The sequence below is a fragment of the Nocardia sp. NPDC051911 genome, from assembly GCF_040681035.1.
GTDB classification, from domain to species: domain Bacteria; phylum Actinomycetota; class Actinomycetes; order Mycobacteriales; family Mycobacteriaceae; genus Nocardia; species Nocardia sichangensis.
Genome location: NZ_JBFAXY010000018.1, coordinates 1 through 15,228 on the forward strand (window position 1 = coordinate 1; position 15,228 = coordinate 15,228).

The window sequence follows — 15,228 nt, forward strand, 5'->3', positions numbered from 1 at the left end:
CGCGGCCGCCGCGTACGCTACGAAGGAGCAAGCGGCGGCCGCGCAAACGCGAGCCGGGCCGCGAACGGCGCATGCTCGGTCTCGCTTCGCTCGAAAGACGGGGTTACGGTGCGCTGGGCGCGTCGGTATCGCAACTCGCCACCCGGTGCACGCGGTGTGCAGTGAGCTGGCTCGAAAGACGTGGTCGCGGCGCGCTGGGCACGTCGATATCAAAAGCAGACCGGCGTGCTGCCGCGCGGGGTGCACAAGGCCGGTGACGCGGTTCCGCTCGTGAAGTTCGCGTCATGCCCGGCGTTACCCGGGATTCGGTCAGAGATCGAAGGTTTCGCCCGGAGCCACCGCATGCACGGGGCCGGTGAACTCTGCTTTCGCCTCGGCGATCACGTCCTCGCGGGAAGTCCACGGGGGGATGTGGGTGAGCAGCAGTTCTTTTACGCCTGCCCGGGCGGCGATCCGGCCGGCCTCGGTGCCCGAAAGGTGAATGCCGGGAGGGCGATTCGCCGGGTCGTGGGTCCAGGAGGCTTCCGCCATCAGGATGTCGGCGCCCTGCGCGAGTTCGTGGACCTGCGGGCACAGTGCCGTGTCGCCGGTGTAGACGAAAGTGCGTCCGGCGGCGGTGACGATCCGCAGACCGTAGGACTCCGGGGGGTGGTACATCCGGCGCGCGGTGACGGTGTGACCCGGCCCGAAGGAGATGGACTCGCCTTCGACCCAGCGCCGCATGTCGATCACATCGGACCAGTCGTCGCATTCGCCGCCGACCTCGGCGGAGGCGTTGCCGATGCGCAACGAGGTGTCCGACGGGCCGCGCACGATCGCCTTGCCCTCCGGGGGCGTCGGGTGGTAGCGGCGCCATACCAGCAAACCGGGCAGGTCCAGGCAGTGGTCGGCATGCAGATGGGTCAGGAAGATGTCGACCTCACCGGGATCGGCGTGGCGCTGCAACGCGCCCAGCACTCCCGGACCGAAATCGATCACCGTCGGCCGCATGTCCGGGCCGGTCAGCAGGTAACCCGACGCGGGAGAGTCCGGGCCGGACACACTGCCCGAGCACCCGAGGACGGTAAGGCGCATTCCCCCATGCTGCCACGCGGAATTCTCACTCAAGAAAGGATCCCCCCACATCTCCGGCGGGCCGCCCGGTCACCGCGGCGACGCGCCGATTCCGGCTCGGTCCCCGCGGCGGTTTCGTCGTGCATCTCCAGAGAGTACCCAGCCGGCCAGCAATCCACTCAACGCGCCGAATAGATGCCCCTGCCAAGAGATTCCGGGCTGTCCCGGCAGAACGCCCCACAGCAGCGACCCGTAGAGGGCCAGCACCACGAGACCGAGCACGATCTGCCCGACGTTGCGCGCGAACCAGCCACGGGAGATGAGGAAGGTCAGCCAGCCGAACACCAGCGACGACGCGCCGATATGCGTACTCCCCGTCGCCCCGGTGAGCCAGACGCCGAGCCCGGCCCCCAGCCAGATGATCGCGGTCGCGGCCAGCCCGCGGCCGATGCCCGTCACCAGGACCAGGAAGCCGAGCACCAGCACCGGGAGCGTGTTGCCGATCAGATGTGGCCAGCCGCCGTGCAACAACGGGGCGAACAGGATGCCGGTCAGCCCGTCGGCGCGGCGCGGCTCGATGCCCGCGTGGTCGAGCCGACCACCGACGGCGGTGTCGACCCCTTCGACGCCGTACAGCACCCCCACGAATCCGGCGATCAGCACGCCGGCCCGCAGCCACAGTTGCTTGATCGCGGCGAAGCCCGCGGTGGCGGGCGCTGTGGGCACACCGGCGGGCTTGCCCAATTGCGCACGAAGCGCAGCCGGCCGATCAGGGTCGAACGACGGCCCGAGTCCCGCGCCGGTCATGGCCACCTCCTCGCCGTGGCGGGGACGTGGCCCCGCCTCACCGAGGGTACCGGCGCGGTCGGGAATCAGGCCCAGAGCTGGCCGTCGAGCCGCTCTTCCGCCTCTTCGAGCGTGCCGTCGTATGCCCCGGTCGACAGGTATTTCCATCCGCCGTCGGCGACCACGAACGCGATGTCGGCGCGCGTGCCCGCCTTGACCGCCTTGCGGGCGACGCCGAGCGCGGCGTGCAGGATGGCGCCGGTGGAGATCCCGGCGAAGATGCCCTCTTCCAGCACCAGTTCGCGGGTGCGTTTCACCGCGTCGTATGGGCCGACCGAAAAACGGGTGGTCAGCACGCTCTCGTCGTACAACTCGGGGATGAATCCCTCGTCGATGTTGCGCAGGCCGTAGACCAGTTCGCCGTAACGCGGTTCGGCGGCCACGATCTCGATGCCGGGCACCTTCTCCCGCAGGAAGCGGCCGGTCCCCATCAGCGTGCCCGTGGTGCCGAGACCCGCGACGAAATGGGTGATCTCGGGCAGGTCGGCCAGAATTTCCGGGCCGGTCGTCTCGTAGTGCGCCGCCGTGTTCGCCGGATTGCCGTACTGGTAGAGCATCACCCAATCGGGGTTCTCCGCGGCGATCTTCTTCGCCAGCGCGACGGCCTGATTGGAGCCGCCCGCGGCCGGGGAATCGATGATCCTGGCCCCGAACATGGTGAGCAACTGCCGCCGCTCCACCGAGGTGTTCTCGGGCATCACGCAGACCAGCTGGTATCCCTTGAGCTTCGCCGCCATGGCCAGCGAGATGCCCGTGTTGCCGCTGGTGGGTTCGAGAATCGTGCAACCGGGCCGCAGCAGCCCGTCGGCCTCGGCCTGCTCGATCATCCGCAGGGCGGGCCGGTCCTTGATCGAGCCGGTGGGGTTGCGATCCTCCAGCTTGGCCCACAGCCGCACGTGATCGTCACCGTCCCATCGCGGGGACAGGGTGCGCAGCCCGACCAGCGGGGTATTGCCGAGAGTCGCGATCAGCGATTCGTAACGCGCCACGGGACGGGTCAGCCTCCGGCCACGGCGGGCAGGATCGTGACGCTGGCGTCCTCGGGCACTTCGGCGGCCAGCCCGCCCGCGAAGCGCACATCTTCGTCGTCGACGTAGATATTGACGTAGCGGTTCAGCTTGCCGTCTTTCAGCAGGCGCTCGGCGAGCCCGGGGTGGTTGGCCTCCAGGTCGTCGATCAGCGCCGACAGCGTGGCGCCCTCGGCCTGCACGCGCTTCTCACCTCCGGTGAGGCCGCGCATGATGGTCGGAATGGAGACGGTTACCGGCATGGGTACTCCTCGGTTTCGCGAACAGGCATCGGTCTAGTTCTCGTACGCGTCGACGATCCGCACCGGTTCCTCGGTGACCTCGCCGTCGACGATCCGGTAGCTGCGCAGCTCGTGCCGCTCGGGATCGCGGGTTGAGATCAGCACGTAGTGCGCGAACGGCTCGGAGGCGTACGACACGTCGGTCCGGCTCGGATAGGCCTCGGTGGCGGTGTGCGAGTGGTAGATGACGACCGGCGCCTCGTCGGCGTCGTCCATCGCGCGCCACACCTTCAACTGCTCGCCGGAGTCGAAGCGGTAGAACGTGGGCGAACGCTCGGCGTTGACCATGGCGATGAAGCGCTCCGGACGATCCGAACCCTCCGGCCCCGCGATGACACCGCAGGCCTCATCGGGGTGATCGGCGCGCGCGTGCGCCACCATCGCCTCCACGAGGTCGGCCCTGATCACCAGCACGAGTCGCACACCTTTCCACAACGCCGACCCATCGCAGTCGACAACGAGCCAGGATATTCGGCTATTCCCCCGGCGACGTCGCCCGGTCCCCCGGTTCCCGGCATCGCCTGTTCAAACACCGAACAGGTCGTTGTAGGCCGGGATGCCCGCCACTGGGTGCGCCGAGCGGATCGCGTCGACGATGGCGCGTTCGACGCAGACGGCGGCGGCGGTGCAGATCTGGTCCAGGACAAGCAGATCGGCGGGGAAGGCGGGCGGCAACGGCAAGTCGCCGCCCTCCTCCGCCGTTCCGGTGGCGAGCGCGAAGAGGGTGTCCCCGTCCAGGGGCGAGTGCGCGGGACGGATCGCCCTGGCCAGCCCGTCGTGCGCGGTGGCCGCGACGCGCTTGCATCCGGCCGGATCGAGCGGAGCGTCCGTGGCCACGACGCCGATCGTGGTGTTGAGCACGGTGCCCTTCACCGGCAGCGCGTTCGCCGCCGCCAGTTGCTCCGGGGTCGCCTGCCGCAGACCGAAGAAGCCGGGCCCATCGGTGCCGCACCCCCACGGCAACCCCGTGCGGGGATCGAACACCGAGCCGACCGGATTCGCCACGACCAGCGCCGCGACGGTGATTCCCGCGGCCACGCCATCACCCAGCACGATGCTCGCCGTGCCGATCCCCCCTTTGATCGAACCGGCGCGCGCGCCGACGCCCGCACCGACCGAACCGCGAGCGAAGTCGACGTCCGCCGCCGCGGCGGCCCGGTAGCCGAACTCGGCGGTCGGACGGATATCCCACGCGCCGACCGGAAGATCGAAGATCACCGCGCCGGGGACGATGGGCACCACCCGGCTCGGGTCCGCCGGGTCCATCACGATGCCCGCGCCGTTCTCCTCCAGCCACCGCATCACGCCGTCGGCCGCGGCGAGCCCGAAGGCGCTGCCGCCGGTGAGCAGGATCGCGTCGATCTGCCGGACGGTGTTCATCGGATCGAGCAGATCGGTCTCACGGGTACCAGGCCCGCCGCCGCGCACGTCGACCGCCGCCACCGCGCCGCCCGGCACGCGCACCACCGTGCATCCCGTCGCCGATCCGGAACCGAGCGTGGCGTCCGGATCGAGGACGTGATGATGACCGACCAGTACTCCGGGCACATCGGTGAGCGAGTTGCGTTCACCCGGTTCGGCATTCACCATCGGTACTCCTCACGGCGCGGGACTGCTGGTCTGTTCGCGCCGATCATCGCAGCGCGGCCGGTCAGGGAGCCAGCGCCTGGAGCAGCGAGTCCTGCATCCAGGTCAGCCAGTGGTACACGTCCAGGTGCGGGGCGCGCGGATCGTCGGGATCGAGATGGTCGGGCGTGTCGGCATCGATGTTCAGCACCGTGCCCAGCGCCAGCCGCACGTCGGTGAGCGCGGTCAACCACGCGTCGGCCTGCTCGGGGGTGATGACGATCTTGCCGCCCGCGCTCGGCACGGTGTCCAGCACGACCGAGCCCGCCGCCAGCTTGGCGTCGATGATGTCGGGCTCGTGCAGACCGCGCAGCGCGCTGTTGAGGTCGGCGCGTTCGGCGTCCGGCGAGCCGGGCTCGTTGCGGTGGAAGTCCGGCAGCAGTCTGCGCAGCCGCGGATCCTCCGGCGGGACGGTGTTGCCGGATCGCAGTCCGGTGAGGGCGGCCAAGTCGTCGTCGGGCGCCGACCCGGCGCGCTCGGTGAGCAGTCCGGAGACCGCACCGACCAGGGACCGAAGCACGTTGGCCTCACGTGCGTCCATTTCGGATCGCAGTTTGAGACCGCTCAGCGAGTTCTTCCTGCTCCACTTGCGCACGGCGTCAGGGTAGTCGCGCTGGTCAGTCGTCCCGCTGCATGGTGGCCCAAAGTCCGGCGGCGTGCAGCCGCTGGACATCGTGTTCCATCTTGTCGCGGGAACCGGACGAGACCACCGCCTTGCCCTCGTTGTGGACCTTGAGCATCAGCTCGGTCGCCTTCGCTTTGCTGTAGCCGAAAAGCTTCTGAAAGATATACGTGACGTAGTGCATGAGATTGACCGGATCGTCCCAGACCACGGTCACCCACGGGCGGTCCTCCGCCTCCAGGATCTCGGTGTACTCCACCGCTTCGGGTGTCGCCTGTGCCGCCGACAATGTCGCGTTCGCGGCGTCCACAACGACGTCACCCCGGACTGTGTTGCACAAGGCCATAGGGTCAAGGGTACGACTCGACACCGGATAAACAACACCCACGCAGCCCCGATTCGGGTTTTCGCCGGTTCACCGGGCCGATGCCGGACGGCGTGAGCCGACCGTTCTGTCTACAGTGACAGCGTGGACCTGCGTGACGGCGTGACCAGCACGGCACTGCTGACCGACCAGTACGAACTGACCATGCTCGCCGCGGCGCTCGCCGATGGTTCGGCGCATCGGCAGTGCACCTTCGAGGTGTTCGCTAGACGTTTGCCAAACGGTCGCCGCTACGGCGTGGTCGGGGGTACCGGCCGGGTGCTCGACGCGCTGCGGCAGTTCCGGTTCGGCGATGCGGAACTGTCCGTCGCCGCCTCGTTCTCGGATCGGCGGACGTTGGACTGGCTGCGTGACTACCGGTTCACCGGCGACATCGACGGCTACCCAGAGGGCGAGCTGTACTTCCCCGGCTCCCCGATCCTCTCGGTGCGCGGCAGCTTCGCCGAATGCGTCGTGCTGGAGACGCTGGTTCTCTCGATTCTCAATCACGACAGCGCGATCGCGGCCGCCGCGGCACGGATGGTCAGCGCCGCGGGCGGCCGCCGGATGATCGAGATGGGCTCCCGGCGCACCCACGAGCTGGCCGCGGCGGACTGCGCGCGCGCCGCGTATCTCGCCGGTTTCGACGCCACCTCGAACTTGGAGGCGGTACGCCGCTACGGGATCCCGGGGGCGGGCACCAGCGCGCACGCGTTCGTCCTGCTGCACAGCGGCCCCGACGGGGCGCACGAGGCCGAAGCGTTCCGCAGCCAGGTGCAGACGCTGGGAGTCGGGACGACGCTGCTGGTGGACACCTTCGACATCACCAGGGGCGTCGCGACGGCCATCGAGGTCGCGGGAACAGAGCTGGGCGGCGTGCGGATCGACTCCGGCGATCTCGGTGTCCTGGCCAGGCAGGTGCGCGACCAGCTCGACGCGCTCGGGGCCACCAAGACCCGCATCGTGGTCTCCGGCGATCTCGACGAGTACGCCATCGCCGCGCTGCGCGCCGAACCGGTCGACGTCTACGGTGTCGGAACGGCCCTGGTCACCGGCTCCGGCGCGCCGACGGCCGGGATGGTCTACAAGCTGGTCGAAGTCGAAGGGGTGCCGGTCGCCAAACGCAGCAGCCACAAGCAGTCTCGTGGCGGTACGAAGAAGGCGCTCCGCTTGGCCCGCGACACCGGCACGATCGTCGAGGAGATCGTCTATCCGGCGGCGGGGCCGATGCCGCCCCGCAACGGCTTCCGATCCCATGAGCTGCTGGTCCCCTTGATCCGGGAGGGCAAGCAGGTCGATGACCTGCCCACCCTCGCCGAGAGCCGCGACCTGGTCGCGCGCGGACTGATCAGCCTGCCGTGGGAGGGCCTCAAGCTGTCGGCGGGTGAACCCGCCGTGGTGACCACCTTCGTCTGAGGTCAGCGCCTGCGCTCGTCGACGCGGGTCACCAGCCGCAGCCCGGCGGCGAAGAGCAGCGCGAACACCACTCCGGTGATCCCGAACCACACCCATGCCGACGGCTCCGCGGGGCGGGAGCCGAGCAGGAAGAAGACCGCCAGGAACACGGTGGTGGCGACGATTACGCTGCGGAACAGTTTGGCAGGGCTCATGAGGGTCTCCGTGCTGGAAGGCGGCGCATCCGGCCGCCGACGAAAGGGGCACCCGGTAATCACCGTGGGCGCAGGCCGCGTTTACATCGCGCGCATGTGAATTTCCCGCGAGTCGGCTGAACGAGCGTCCGACCGAGCGGCAGAATCTGAAACAGTTGTTCAGCCACATCGCGGGAGGTCGCCATGACCCGGGCACTGATCATCGTCGACGTCCAGAACGATTTCTGCGAGGGCGGTTCGCTCGCGGTCGCGGGCGGCGCCGCCGTGGCGGCCCGGATCAGTGAGCACCTCGCGGCGGCGAACTACGGCGCGATCGTGGCCACCCGCGATCATCACATCGATCCCGGTGCGCATTTCTCCGACGCGCCCGACTACATCGACAGCTGGCCGCCGCACTGCCGGGTCGGCACGCCGGGCGCCGACTTCCACCCCGCCCTGACCACCGAACCCATCGATGCGGTCTTCTCCAAGGGCGCGTACTCGGCGGCCTACTCCGGGTTCGAGGGCACGACCGAGGACGGCACCGGGCTGGCCGACTGGCTGCACGACCGCGGCGTCGACGCCGTCGACGTGGTGGGCATCGCGACCGATCACTGCGTGCGCGCCACCGCGCTGGACGCGCGCATCGAGGGTTTCGACACCCGCGTCCTGCTCGATCTCACCGCGGGAGTCGCACCCGAAACGGTCGCCCTCGCGCTGGACCGCATGCGCGGGGCCGGCGTCGACCTGGAAGGCGGCATCACCCGATAGACCGTCCGGTCTCCGCGACCGCCCTGCCCTGTCGGAGGCGCCGAGTAGGCTGCTGGCGTGCCCGAACTGCCCCCCGTATCCGATCTTCTGGCTACCGCCGTACACGCGCTGGGCGGCAAGGAGCGCGCCGGGCAGGTGACGATGGCCGCGGCGGTGGACCACGCGATCGATACCAAGGAGCATCTCGCCGTGCAGGCGGGCACGGGCACCGGCAAGTCGCTGGCGTATCTGGTGCCGAGCCTGCGCCACGCCGTGCGCACCGGCCGCACGGTGGTGGTCTCCACGGCCACGATCGCGCTGCAACGTCAGCTGGTCGACCGTGACCTTCCGCGCTTGGCCGAGGCGCTCAGCGGCCCGTTGGGACGCACGCCGAAGTTCGCCATCCTCAAGGGCCGCAACAACTATCTGTGCTTGAACAAGATCAACAGCGCCGTACCGGACGAGCCCGCCGAAGCGGAGTTGTTCGACGCGTTCGCGATCTCGCGCCTCGGTCGCGAAGTGCAACGGCTCAACGAATGGGCCTCCGACACCGACACCGGCGACCGCGACGAACTCGCTCCCGGCGTGAGCGATCGGGCCTGGCGGCAGGTGAGCGTGTCATCGCGGGAATGCCTGGGCAAGTCGCGTTGCTCCTTCGGCCAGGATTGCTTCGCCGAACGCGCCAGAACCGAGTCGGCGCAGGCCGACGTGGTGGTGACCAACCACGCGCTGCTGGCCATCGACGCGATCAGCGGCATCCAGGTGCTCCCCGAACACGACGTCGTGGTCATCGATGAGGCGCATGAGCTGGTCGACCGGGTCACCGGCGTGGCCACCGCCGAACTGACCTCCGCCGCGATCAGCGCGGCAGCCCGGCGTTGCGCCAAGCTCATCGACGAGCAGGAGGTCGACCGCCTGGAGGGCGCCGCAGAGGCCTGGCACACCGTGCTGGACGAGCTGCCCGCCGCCCGGTGGGACACCCTGCCCGACGGCGTGGCCCCGGTACTGGCCCTGGTCCGCGACGGCGCGTGGAACGCGCGCACCGCGCTCGCGCCCCCTGGCAGCACCACAGCGCAGGGCGACCCGGAGAGTTCCGCCGCCCGCACCATGGCCTTGGCCGCGCTCGACGAGGTGCACGACAGCGCGGTCCGCGCGCTGACGGCGTTCGACGAGCCCGATCCCGCCGCCCGCCGCGACGTCATCTGGCTGGCCGCCGACGAGATCCGGGGCGTCGTGCGCCGGTCGCTGCGGATGGCGCCGCTGTCGGTGGGCGGGCTGCTGCGCAGCAGACTCTTCGGCGCCGCGACCGTCGTGCTCACCTCCGCCACGTTGCAGATCGGCGGCTCGTTCGACGGCCTCGCGGTCACCTGGGGCCTGCCCGCGCAGTCGGGCAATCGCACCGACCCGGCCACCGCGAACGGGGCGCAGGCGCCGTCGGACGCCGACAGCGTGCGCTGGAGTTCGCTCGATGTCGGGTCACCGTTCGACCATGCCAAGTCCGGCATCCTCTACGTCGCCAAACACCTGCCCGCGCCGGGCCGCGACGGGCTCGCACCTGCCTACCTGGACGAGATCGAGCGACTGATCACGGCCGCGGGCGGACGCACCCTCGGCTTGTTCTCCTCGATGCGCGCCGCCCGCGCGGCCACCGACGCACTCCGCGAACGGTTGCACACACCGGTGCTGTGCCAGGGCGAGGACGCGACAGGCGCGTTGGTCCGCAAGTTCGCCGACGACCCGGAGACCTCCCTGTTCGGCACGCTGTCGCTGTGGCAGGGCGTCGACGTGCCTGGACCGTCGCTGAGTCTGGTGATCCTCGACCGCATCCCTTTTCCCCGCCCGGACGATCCGCTGCTGGCGGCTAGGCAACGCGCCGTGGAGATGCGTGGCGGCAACGGCTTCATGACCGTGGCCGCCAACCACGCGGCTCTGCTGCTCGCGCAGGGCACCGGCCGCCTGCTGCGCAGCGTCGACGATCGCGGTGTGGTGGCCATCCTGGATTCCCGCCTCGCGACCGCTCGCTATGGCGGATACCTGCGCGCGTCGCTACCGCCGTACTGGGAGACGGCCGACCCTGAGGTCGTGGTCAAAGCACTGAGCAGGCTGGCCGCCGCGGCGAAGGTGTGACAACGGCGCACGGCCACCACGCCACCTCGAACAGCGTGGCCGGCAACGCGAGCGCCGCGAATCCGTCTGCGCCGCAGGCTCAGAGCACCCACTTCAGGATCAGCGTGAGCACGCCCGCGGCGACGGCGAGGATCAGCGCTCCCACACCCCACACGAATCCGTGTCGCTCCCACGGACGCCCGGCGTCCAACGAGAACTTACCCGGCCCGGTGAAGGGCAGCGCCGCGCCGACCACCGCGAACAGCAGACCCATCTCGTAACCGCCCAGCAGGCCACCGGCCCAGGTGGCGTTGATCGCGTTGATCATCGTGCCCAGCACGATCGCCCCGGCCAGCGGCGTCAGCAGACCGAGCAGCAAGAGGAGGCCGCCGGTTAATTCGCTCAGCCCCGCCAGCGTCCCGAATACCTTGCCCGGGTTGTAGCCCATCTTCTCGAAGCCGTCGGCGTTGGCTTGCAGACCGGGCCCGCCCCACCAGCCGAACAGCTTCTGCGCGCCGTGCGCCGCGAGCAGGCCGCCGAAAGCGACTCGCACGACCAGCAGGCCGATGTCGGGGGCGATTCGGTCCAGCTCGGAATCGGTTCCGGTTCTGTCGAGTACGGATTTGATCGTCATGGTGGTCCTCATCCCTGCGCTGTCGTTCCCGGACATGATCGTTACTTCGGCGAAGAAAGCGGACTGCGGTCCGATTATCGCACGAACGGGGGCAACTACCCAACCTCTCGGTCTATTCCACGGTCGGGCGGGAAGGATGGTTCAGCGCTCGGGCGAGCGGAAAGTCATTCCGCGAGGAAAAAGAAGTAGCCGAGGAACACCAGCATCAGTGCCCACATCGCCGGATGCACATCCTTGACGCGGCCCTTGGCCGCCATGACCACCGGGTACAGCAGCATCCCCATGGCCAGGCCGTTGGCGATCGAGTACGTCAGCGGCATCATCACAATGGTGATGAACGCGGGCACCGAGTACTCCAGGCGGTTCCAGTCGATCTGCCCCAGCGATCGGGCCATCAGGATGCCGACCACAATGAGCGCGGGCGCGGTCACCTCGCTGGAGCCCGCGACGACCGCGAAGATCGGAAAACAGAACATGGCCACGAAGAACCAGCCCGCCGTGGTGAGGGCGGTCAGCCCGGTCCGTCCGCCCGCCGAGACGCCCGCGGTCGATTCCACGTAGGCGGTGGTGGTCGAGGTGCCGATGACCGCACCCGCCATGGTGCCCACCGAGTCCGCCGCCAGCGCGCTCGCCGCGCGCGGCAACTTACCGTTCGCGTCCAGCAGCCCGGCCTGGTTCGCGACGCCGATCAGCGTGCCGGATGCGTCGAAGAAGTCGACGAACAGCATGGTCAGCACCACCACGACCATCTGACCGGTGAACGCGTCGGGCAGATGGACGATCGCCTGACCGAAGGTCTGCTCGAGCCCATGCGGCGCGGCGAACAAGCCCTTGGGGAGCGCGACCAAGCCGCTGACGATGCCGACGAGGGTGGTCAGGACGATGCCGTAGAGCACGGCGCCGTGCCAGCCGCGCACGAGGAACACCACGGTCACCAGCAACCCGAACAGCGCGAGCAAGGTGGTGCCCTTGGTGAAGTCGCCCAGGGTGACCAGCGTCGCCTCGCTGTTCACCACGATCCCGGCGTTCTTCAAGCCGAGGAAGGCGACGAACAGTCCGATGCCGGCGCCCACGGCGAGCTTCAATTGCATCGGGATCGCGTTGAGGATGCGTTCGCGAATCCGCGTCACCGCCAGGACGAAGAAGATGGCGCCGGACAGGAACGTGCCCGACAGCGCGACCTGCCAGGGAATCCCCATGCCGAGCACCACCGTGTAGGCGAAGAAGGCGTTGAGTCCCATGCCCGGCGCGAGCGCGATCGGATATCGCGCCCACAGCCCCATGACCAGCGTGCCGAATACCGCGGCGACAGCGGTCGCGGTGAACACCGCCTGCATCGGGATGCCTTTGTCACCCAGCGCGCCCTGATCGCCGAGCACGGCGGGGTTGACCGCGAGGACGTACGACATGGCGAGGAACGTGACCGTCCCCGCCATGAGTTCGCGCTTCACGGTCGAGCCGGTCGAGCGAACCCCGAAGTATCCGTCGAGGCGTCCTCGGGTCCGGTGCAGAACGTCGGTGACCATGGGTGACTCCAGTACAGGAACGATTCGGGGCGGGCCAAGGGCACGGTAGCCGACGGTTCACTGCCCGCGACACCCACGGCGGCGCCACCGTGACCGGCGCCACCGGGGTCAAGCGCTCGGAGCGGAGACCAGTCCGAATTCGGCGTCGGAGGCCAGCAGATCGTTGTGCGGCAGCACCCGCACGGTGTACCCGACCGCGCCGGACAGCGGCAGCGGCGTGTCCACGGTGAACAGCTCGGCGCCCGCGTCGGACCCGACGTGCGTCATCGGGATCGTCGTGGTGTCGGAGAGATCGTCGGTCGACGAGACCCGGCCGAGCACCGCCTGCACCACCACGTCCGGCACGCTCAAGCCACCGAGCTCGACCCGCGCGGTGAGCGACAGCCGCGCCCCGATCACCGGCGTGTCCGGCAGCCCCGCACTGTCCACCTGGATCACCTTGACCGAGGGCCACGCCGACTCGACCCGGTGGCGGTACTCGGCGATGGCGCGCGCCACCGCGAAATCGTCGGCCGTCGCCCGCTGCGACGCCGCGGCGGCGGGAGCGTAGTACTCCACCGCGTAGTCGCGGACCATCCGGGAAGCCAGCACCTTCGGCCCCAAGGTCTGCAACGTGTGGCGAACCATCTCGACCCAGCGCACCGGCATCCCGGACGCGTCGCGCTCGTAGAAACGCGGCGCCACCGCACGCTCGAACAAGTCGTAGAGCGCGGCGGCCTCCAGATCGTCGCGGCGGTGCTCGTCCCGGACGCCCTCCGCGGTCGGAATGGCCCACCCGTTCTCGCCGTCGTACATCTCGTCCCACCAGCCGTCGCGGATGGAGAGATTGAGCCCGCCGTTCAGCGCGGATTTCATGCCGGAGGTGCCGCAGGCCTCGAGCGGGCGCAGCGGATTGTTCAGCCAGACGTCGCAGCCCCAGTACAGGTAGCGAGCCATTGATATGTCGTAGTCGGGAAGGAAGACGATCCGGTGCCGCACCTCGGGATCGTCGGCGAAGCGGACCACCTGCTGGATCAGCGCCTTGCCGCCGTCGTCGGCCGGATGACTCTTACCCGCGACGACCAGTTGCATCGGCCGCCGCGGATCCAGCAGCAGGGCGCGCAGCCGCTGCGGATCGCGCAGCATCAGGGTGAGGCGCTTGTAGGTCGGCACTCGCCGGGCGAACCCGACGGTCAGCACATCGGGGTCGAAAACGCCGTTCACCCAGCCGAGTTCGGCCTCCGCGGCGCCACGCTGCAACCAGGACACGCGCAGCCTGCGGCGCACCTCCTCGACGAGGATGCCGCGCAGGGTGTTGCGGGTCGACCACAACTCGGTGAGATCGACGTCGCGCAGCCGTTCCCAGCCGCGCCCCTCCTCGACCAGCTCCGCGCCGATGTGTTCGCGCGCCTTGTCCACCCACTCGCGCGCGGCCCAGGTGGTGGCGTGCACACCGTTGGTGACCGAACCGATCGGCACCTCGGCCGGGTCGAAGCCCGGCCACAGCGAGGCGAACATGGACCGGCTCACCTCGCCGTGCAGCTTCGACACGCCGTTGGCGCGCTGCGCCAGGCGCAAGCCCATGTGCGCCATGTTGAAGACCGACGGATCGGCCTCCCGGCCGAGAGCCACGATCCGGTCCACCGAAAGCCCCGGCAGCAGAGCGGATTCGGATTCCCCGTGCGCGCCGCCGAAATAACGCCGCACCATCGGCATGGGGAACCGGTCGATGCCCGCCGGGACCGGAGTATGCGTGGTGAACACCGTGCCCGCCCGAACGGCGGCGAGCGCGGAATCGAAATCCTGCCCGGCCGCGACGAATTCGCGGATCCGCTCCACGCCGAGGAAACCCGCGTGGCCCTCGTTCATGTGGAACACATCGGGATCGGGCAGTCCGGCGGACGCGGTGTACGCGCGCACCGCCCGCACACCGCCGATGCCAGCGAGAATCTCCTGACGGATGCGATGCTCCTGGTCACCTCCATAGAGCCGGTCGGTCACCGCACGCAACTCCGGGTCGTTCTCGGCGATGTCGGAGTCGAGCAGCAGCAGCGGAACCCGGCCGACCTGCGCGATCCACACCCGAGCACGCAGCACCCTGCGGTCGGGCATCGCGACGTGGATGAGCACGGGCGAACCGCCGGAGGTGAGCGCCCGCAGCGGCAAGCCCTGCGGATCCAGCGCCGGATAGTGCTCGGCTTGCCAGCCGTCCGTCGTCAGCGACTGCCGGAAGTAGCCCGAGCGGTACAGCAATCCCACGCCGATCAGCGGCAGGCCGAGGTCGGAGGCGGCCTTCAGGTGGTCTCCGGCCAAAATGCCAAGGCCGCCCGAATAATTCGGCAACACCTCGGTGACGCCGAACTCCATCGAGAAGTAGGCGATGCCCCGCACCCCTTCCTCGCCCGCCCGGCGCTGGAACCACCCCGGCGCGGCCAAGTACTCGCGCAGGTCCGCCGCCGCGGAGTCCACACGCGCGACGTAGCCGGGGTCGGCGGCAAGCTCGTCCAGCCGCGCCGCGGGCACCTCGCCCAGCATCCGGACCGGGTCGTGCCCCATCTCCTGCCACCGCTGGGGATCGAGCGCGGCGAACAGGTCCTGCGTCGGCGGATGCCACGACCAGCGCAGATTCGTGGCGAGCTCCCCCAGGGCGGCCAGGCGCTCGGGCAGATGGGCACGGACGGTGAAACGACGCAATGCCTTCATTGGGTAGAACCTACACGCCGACCGCGGGAGGCGCCCTGCCCGACCACGGCCAGGAACAACCTTCCGACCAGCGTGTTTCCCGGCAGCATAACGCTCTTCATCGTCACGGAACGGCCACACG

Annotated in this window: 15 protein-coding genes; 3 read left to right on the top strand and 12 right to left on the bottom strand. The window is 69.4% G+C overall.

Annotated elements, in window-relative coordinates; translation table 11 throughout:
• Nucleotides 1–309: 309 nt before the first annotated feature.
• The 8 genes from AB0L97_RS22020 to clpS form a co-directional block, all read right to left on the bottom strand.
• Nucleotides 310–1,074, bottom strand: a complete 765-nt coding sequence (locus AB0L97_RS22020) for a cyclic nucleotide-degrading phosphodiesterase (RefSeq protein WP_364432414.1) — start codon at nucleotides 1,072–1,074, stop codon at nucleotides 310–312.
• A gap of 69 nt (nucleotides 1,075–1,143) precedes the next feature.
• Entirely contained in the window at nucleotides 1,144–1,860 is a 717-nt protein-coding gene (locus tag AB0L97_RS22025; protein ID WP_355075597.1) for a rhomboid family intramembrane serine protease, read from the bottom strand.
• 65 nt (nucleotides 1,861–1,925) lie between these two features.
• Complete coding sequence (locus tag AB0L97_RS22030; protein WP_355075595.1) at nucleotides 1,926–2,888, bottom strand: cysteine synthase; 963 nt, start codon at nucleotides 2,886–2,888, stop codon at nucleotides 1,926–1,928.
• Between the two features lie 8 nt (nucleotides 2,889–2,896).
• Nucleotides 2,897–3,169: a MoaD/ThiS family protein gene (locus tag AB0L97_RS22035; protein ID WP_355075593.1), complete on the bottom strand. Its 273-nt coding sequence runs from the start codon at nucleotides 3,167–3,169 to the stop codon at nucleotides 2,897–2,899.
• A 33-nt stretch (nucleotides 3,170–3,202) separates the two neighbouring features.
• On the bottom strand, nucleotides 3,203–3,622 hold the full coding sequence (locus AB0L97_RS22040; protein WP_355075591.1) for a M67 family metallopeptidase: 420 nt from the start codon (nucleotides 3,620–3,622) through the stop codon (nucleotides 3,203–3,205).
• Nucleotides 3,623–3,733: 111 nt separating this feature from the next.
• On the bottom strand, nucleotides 3,734–4,795 hold the full coding sequence (locus tag AB0L97_RS22045; protein ID WP_355075971.1) for a P1 family peptidase: 1,062 nt from the start codon (nucleotides 4,793–4,795) through the stop codon (nucleotides 3,734–3,736).
• 64 nt (nucleotides 4,796–4,859) lie between these two features.
• Entirely contained in the window at nucleotides 4,860–5,429 is a 570-nt protein-coding gene (locus AB0L97_RS22050) for a DUF2017 domain-containing protein (RefSeq protein WP_355075589.1), read from the bottom strand.
• Nucleotides 5,430–5,451: 22 nt separating this feature from the next.
• Nucleotides 5,452–5,802 carry an ATP-dependent Clp protease adapter ClpS gene (clpS, locus tag AB0L97_RS22055; RefSeq protein WP_039796380.1) on the bottom strand — a complete coding sequence of 117 codons (351 nt, stop codon included), beginning with the start codon at nucleotides 5,800–5,802 and terminating at the stop codon, nucleotides 5,452–5,454.
• Nucleotides 5,803–5,925: 123 nt separating this feature from the next.
• Here clpS and AB0L97_RS22060 point away from each other — a divergent pair, with 123 nt between their 5' ends.
• Complete coding sequence (locus tag AB0L97_RS22060; protein WP_364432422.1) at nucleotides 5,926–7,236, top strand: nicotinate phosphoribosyltransferase; 1,311 nt, start codon at nucleotides 5,926–5,928, stop codon at nucleotides 7,234–7,236.
• Nucleotides 7,237–7,238: 2 nt separating this feature from the next.
• Here the strand turns inward: AB0L97_RS22060 and AB0L97_RS22065 are convergent, their stop codons facing one another.
• On the bottom strand, nucleotides 7,239–7,430 hold the full coding sequence (locus AB0L97_RS22065; RefSeq protein ID WP_355075585.1) for a hypothetical protein: 192 nt from the start codon (nucleotides 7,428–7,430) through the stop codon (nucleotides 7,239–7,241).
• 183 nt (nucleotides 7,431–7,613) lie between these two features.
• On the opposite strand from AB0L97_RS22065, the gene AB0L97_RS22070 reads away from it, so the two are divergent.
• Together AB0L97_RS22070 and AB0L97_RS22075 are read left to right on the top strand one after the other, a co-directional pair.
• Nucleotides 7,614–8,180 carry an isochorismatase family protein gene (locus tag AB0L97_RS22070; protein WP_364432426.1) on the top strand — a complete coding sequence of 189 codons (567 nt, stop codon included), beginning with the start codon at nucleotides 7,614–7,616 and terminating at the stop codon, nucleotides 8,178–8,180.
• A 57-nt stretch (nucleotides 8,181–8,237) separates the two neighbouring features.
• A complete protein-coding gene (locus tag AB0L97_RS22075) occupies nucleotides 8,238–10,286 on the top strand; it encodes an ATP-dependent DNA helicase (protein ID WP_355075581.1) in 2,049 nt (682 codons plus the stop codon).
• A 79-nt stretch (nucleotides 10,287–10,365) separates the two neighbouring features.
• Here AB0L97_RS22075 and AB0L97_RS22080 read toward each other — a convergent pair whose 3' ends face one another.
• From AB0L97_RS22080 to glgP, 3 genes are all read right to left on the bottom strand, one after another.
• Nucleotides 10,366–10,899 carry a DoxX family protein gene (locus AB0L97_RS22080; protein ID WP_364432430.1) on the bottom strand — a complete coding sequence of 178 codons (534 nt, stop codon included), beginning with the start codon at nucleotides 10,897–10,899 and terminating at the stop codon, nucleotides 10,366–10,368.
• A gap of 164 nt (nucleotides 10,900–11,063) precedes the next feature.
• Complete coding sequence (locus AB0L97_RS22085; RefSeq protein ID WP_356966878.1) at nucleotides 11,064–12,425, bottom strand: NCS2 family permease; 1,362 nt, start codon at nucleotides 12,423–12,425, stop codon at nucleotides 11,064–11,066.
• A gap of 108 nt (nucleotides 12,426–12,533) precedes the next feature.
• On the bottom strand, nucleotides 12,534–15,107 hold the full coding sequence (glgP, locus tag AB0L97_RS22090; protein WP_355075576.1) for an alpha-glucan family phosphorylase: 2,574 nt from the start codon (nucleotides 15,105–15,107) through the stop codon (nucleotides 12,534–12,536).
• Nucleotides 15,108–15,228 lie beyond the last annotated feature (121 nt).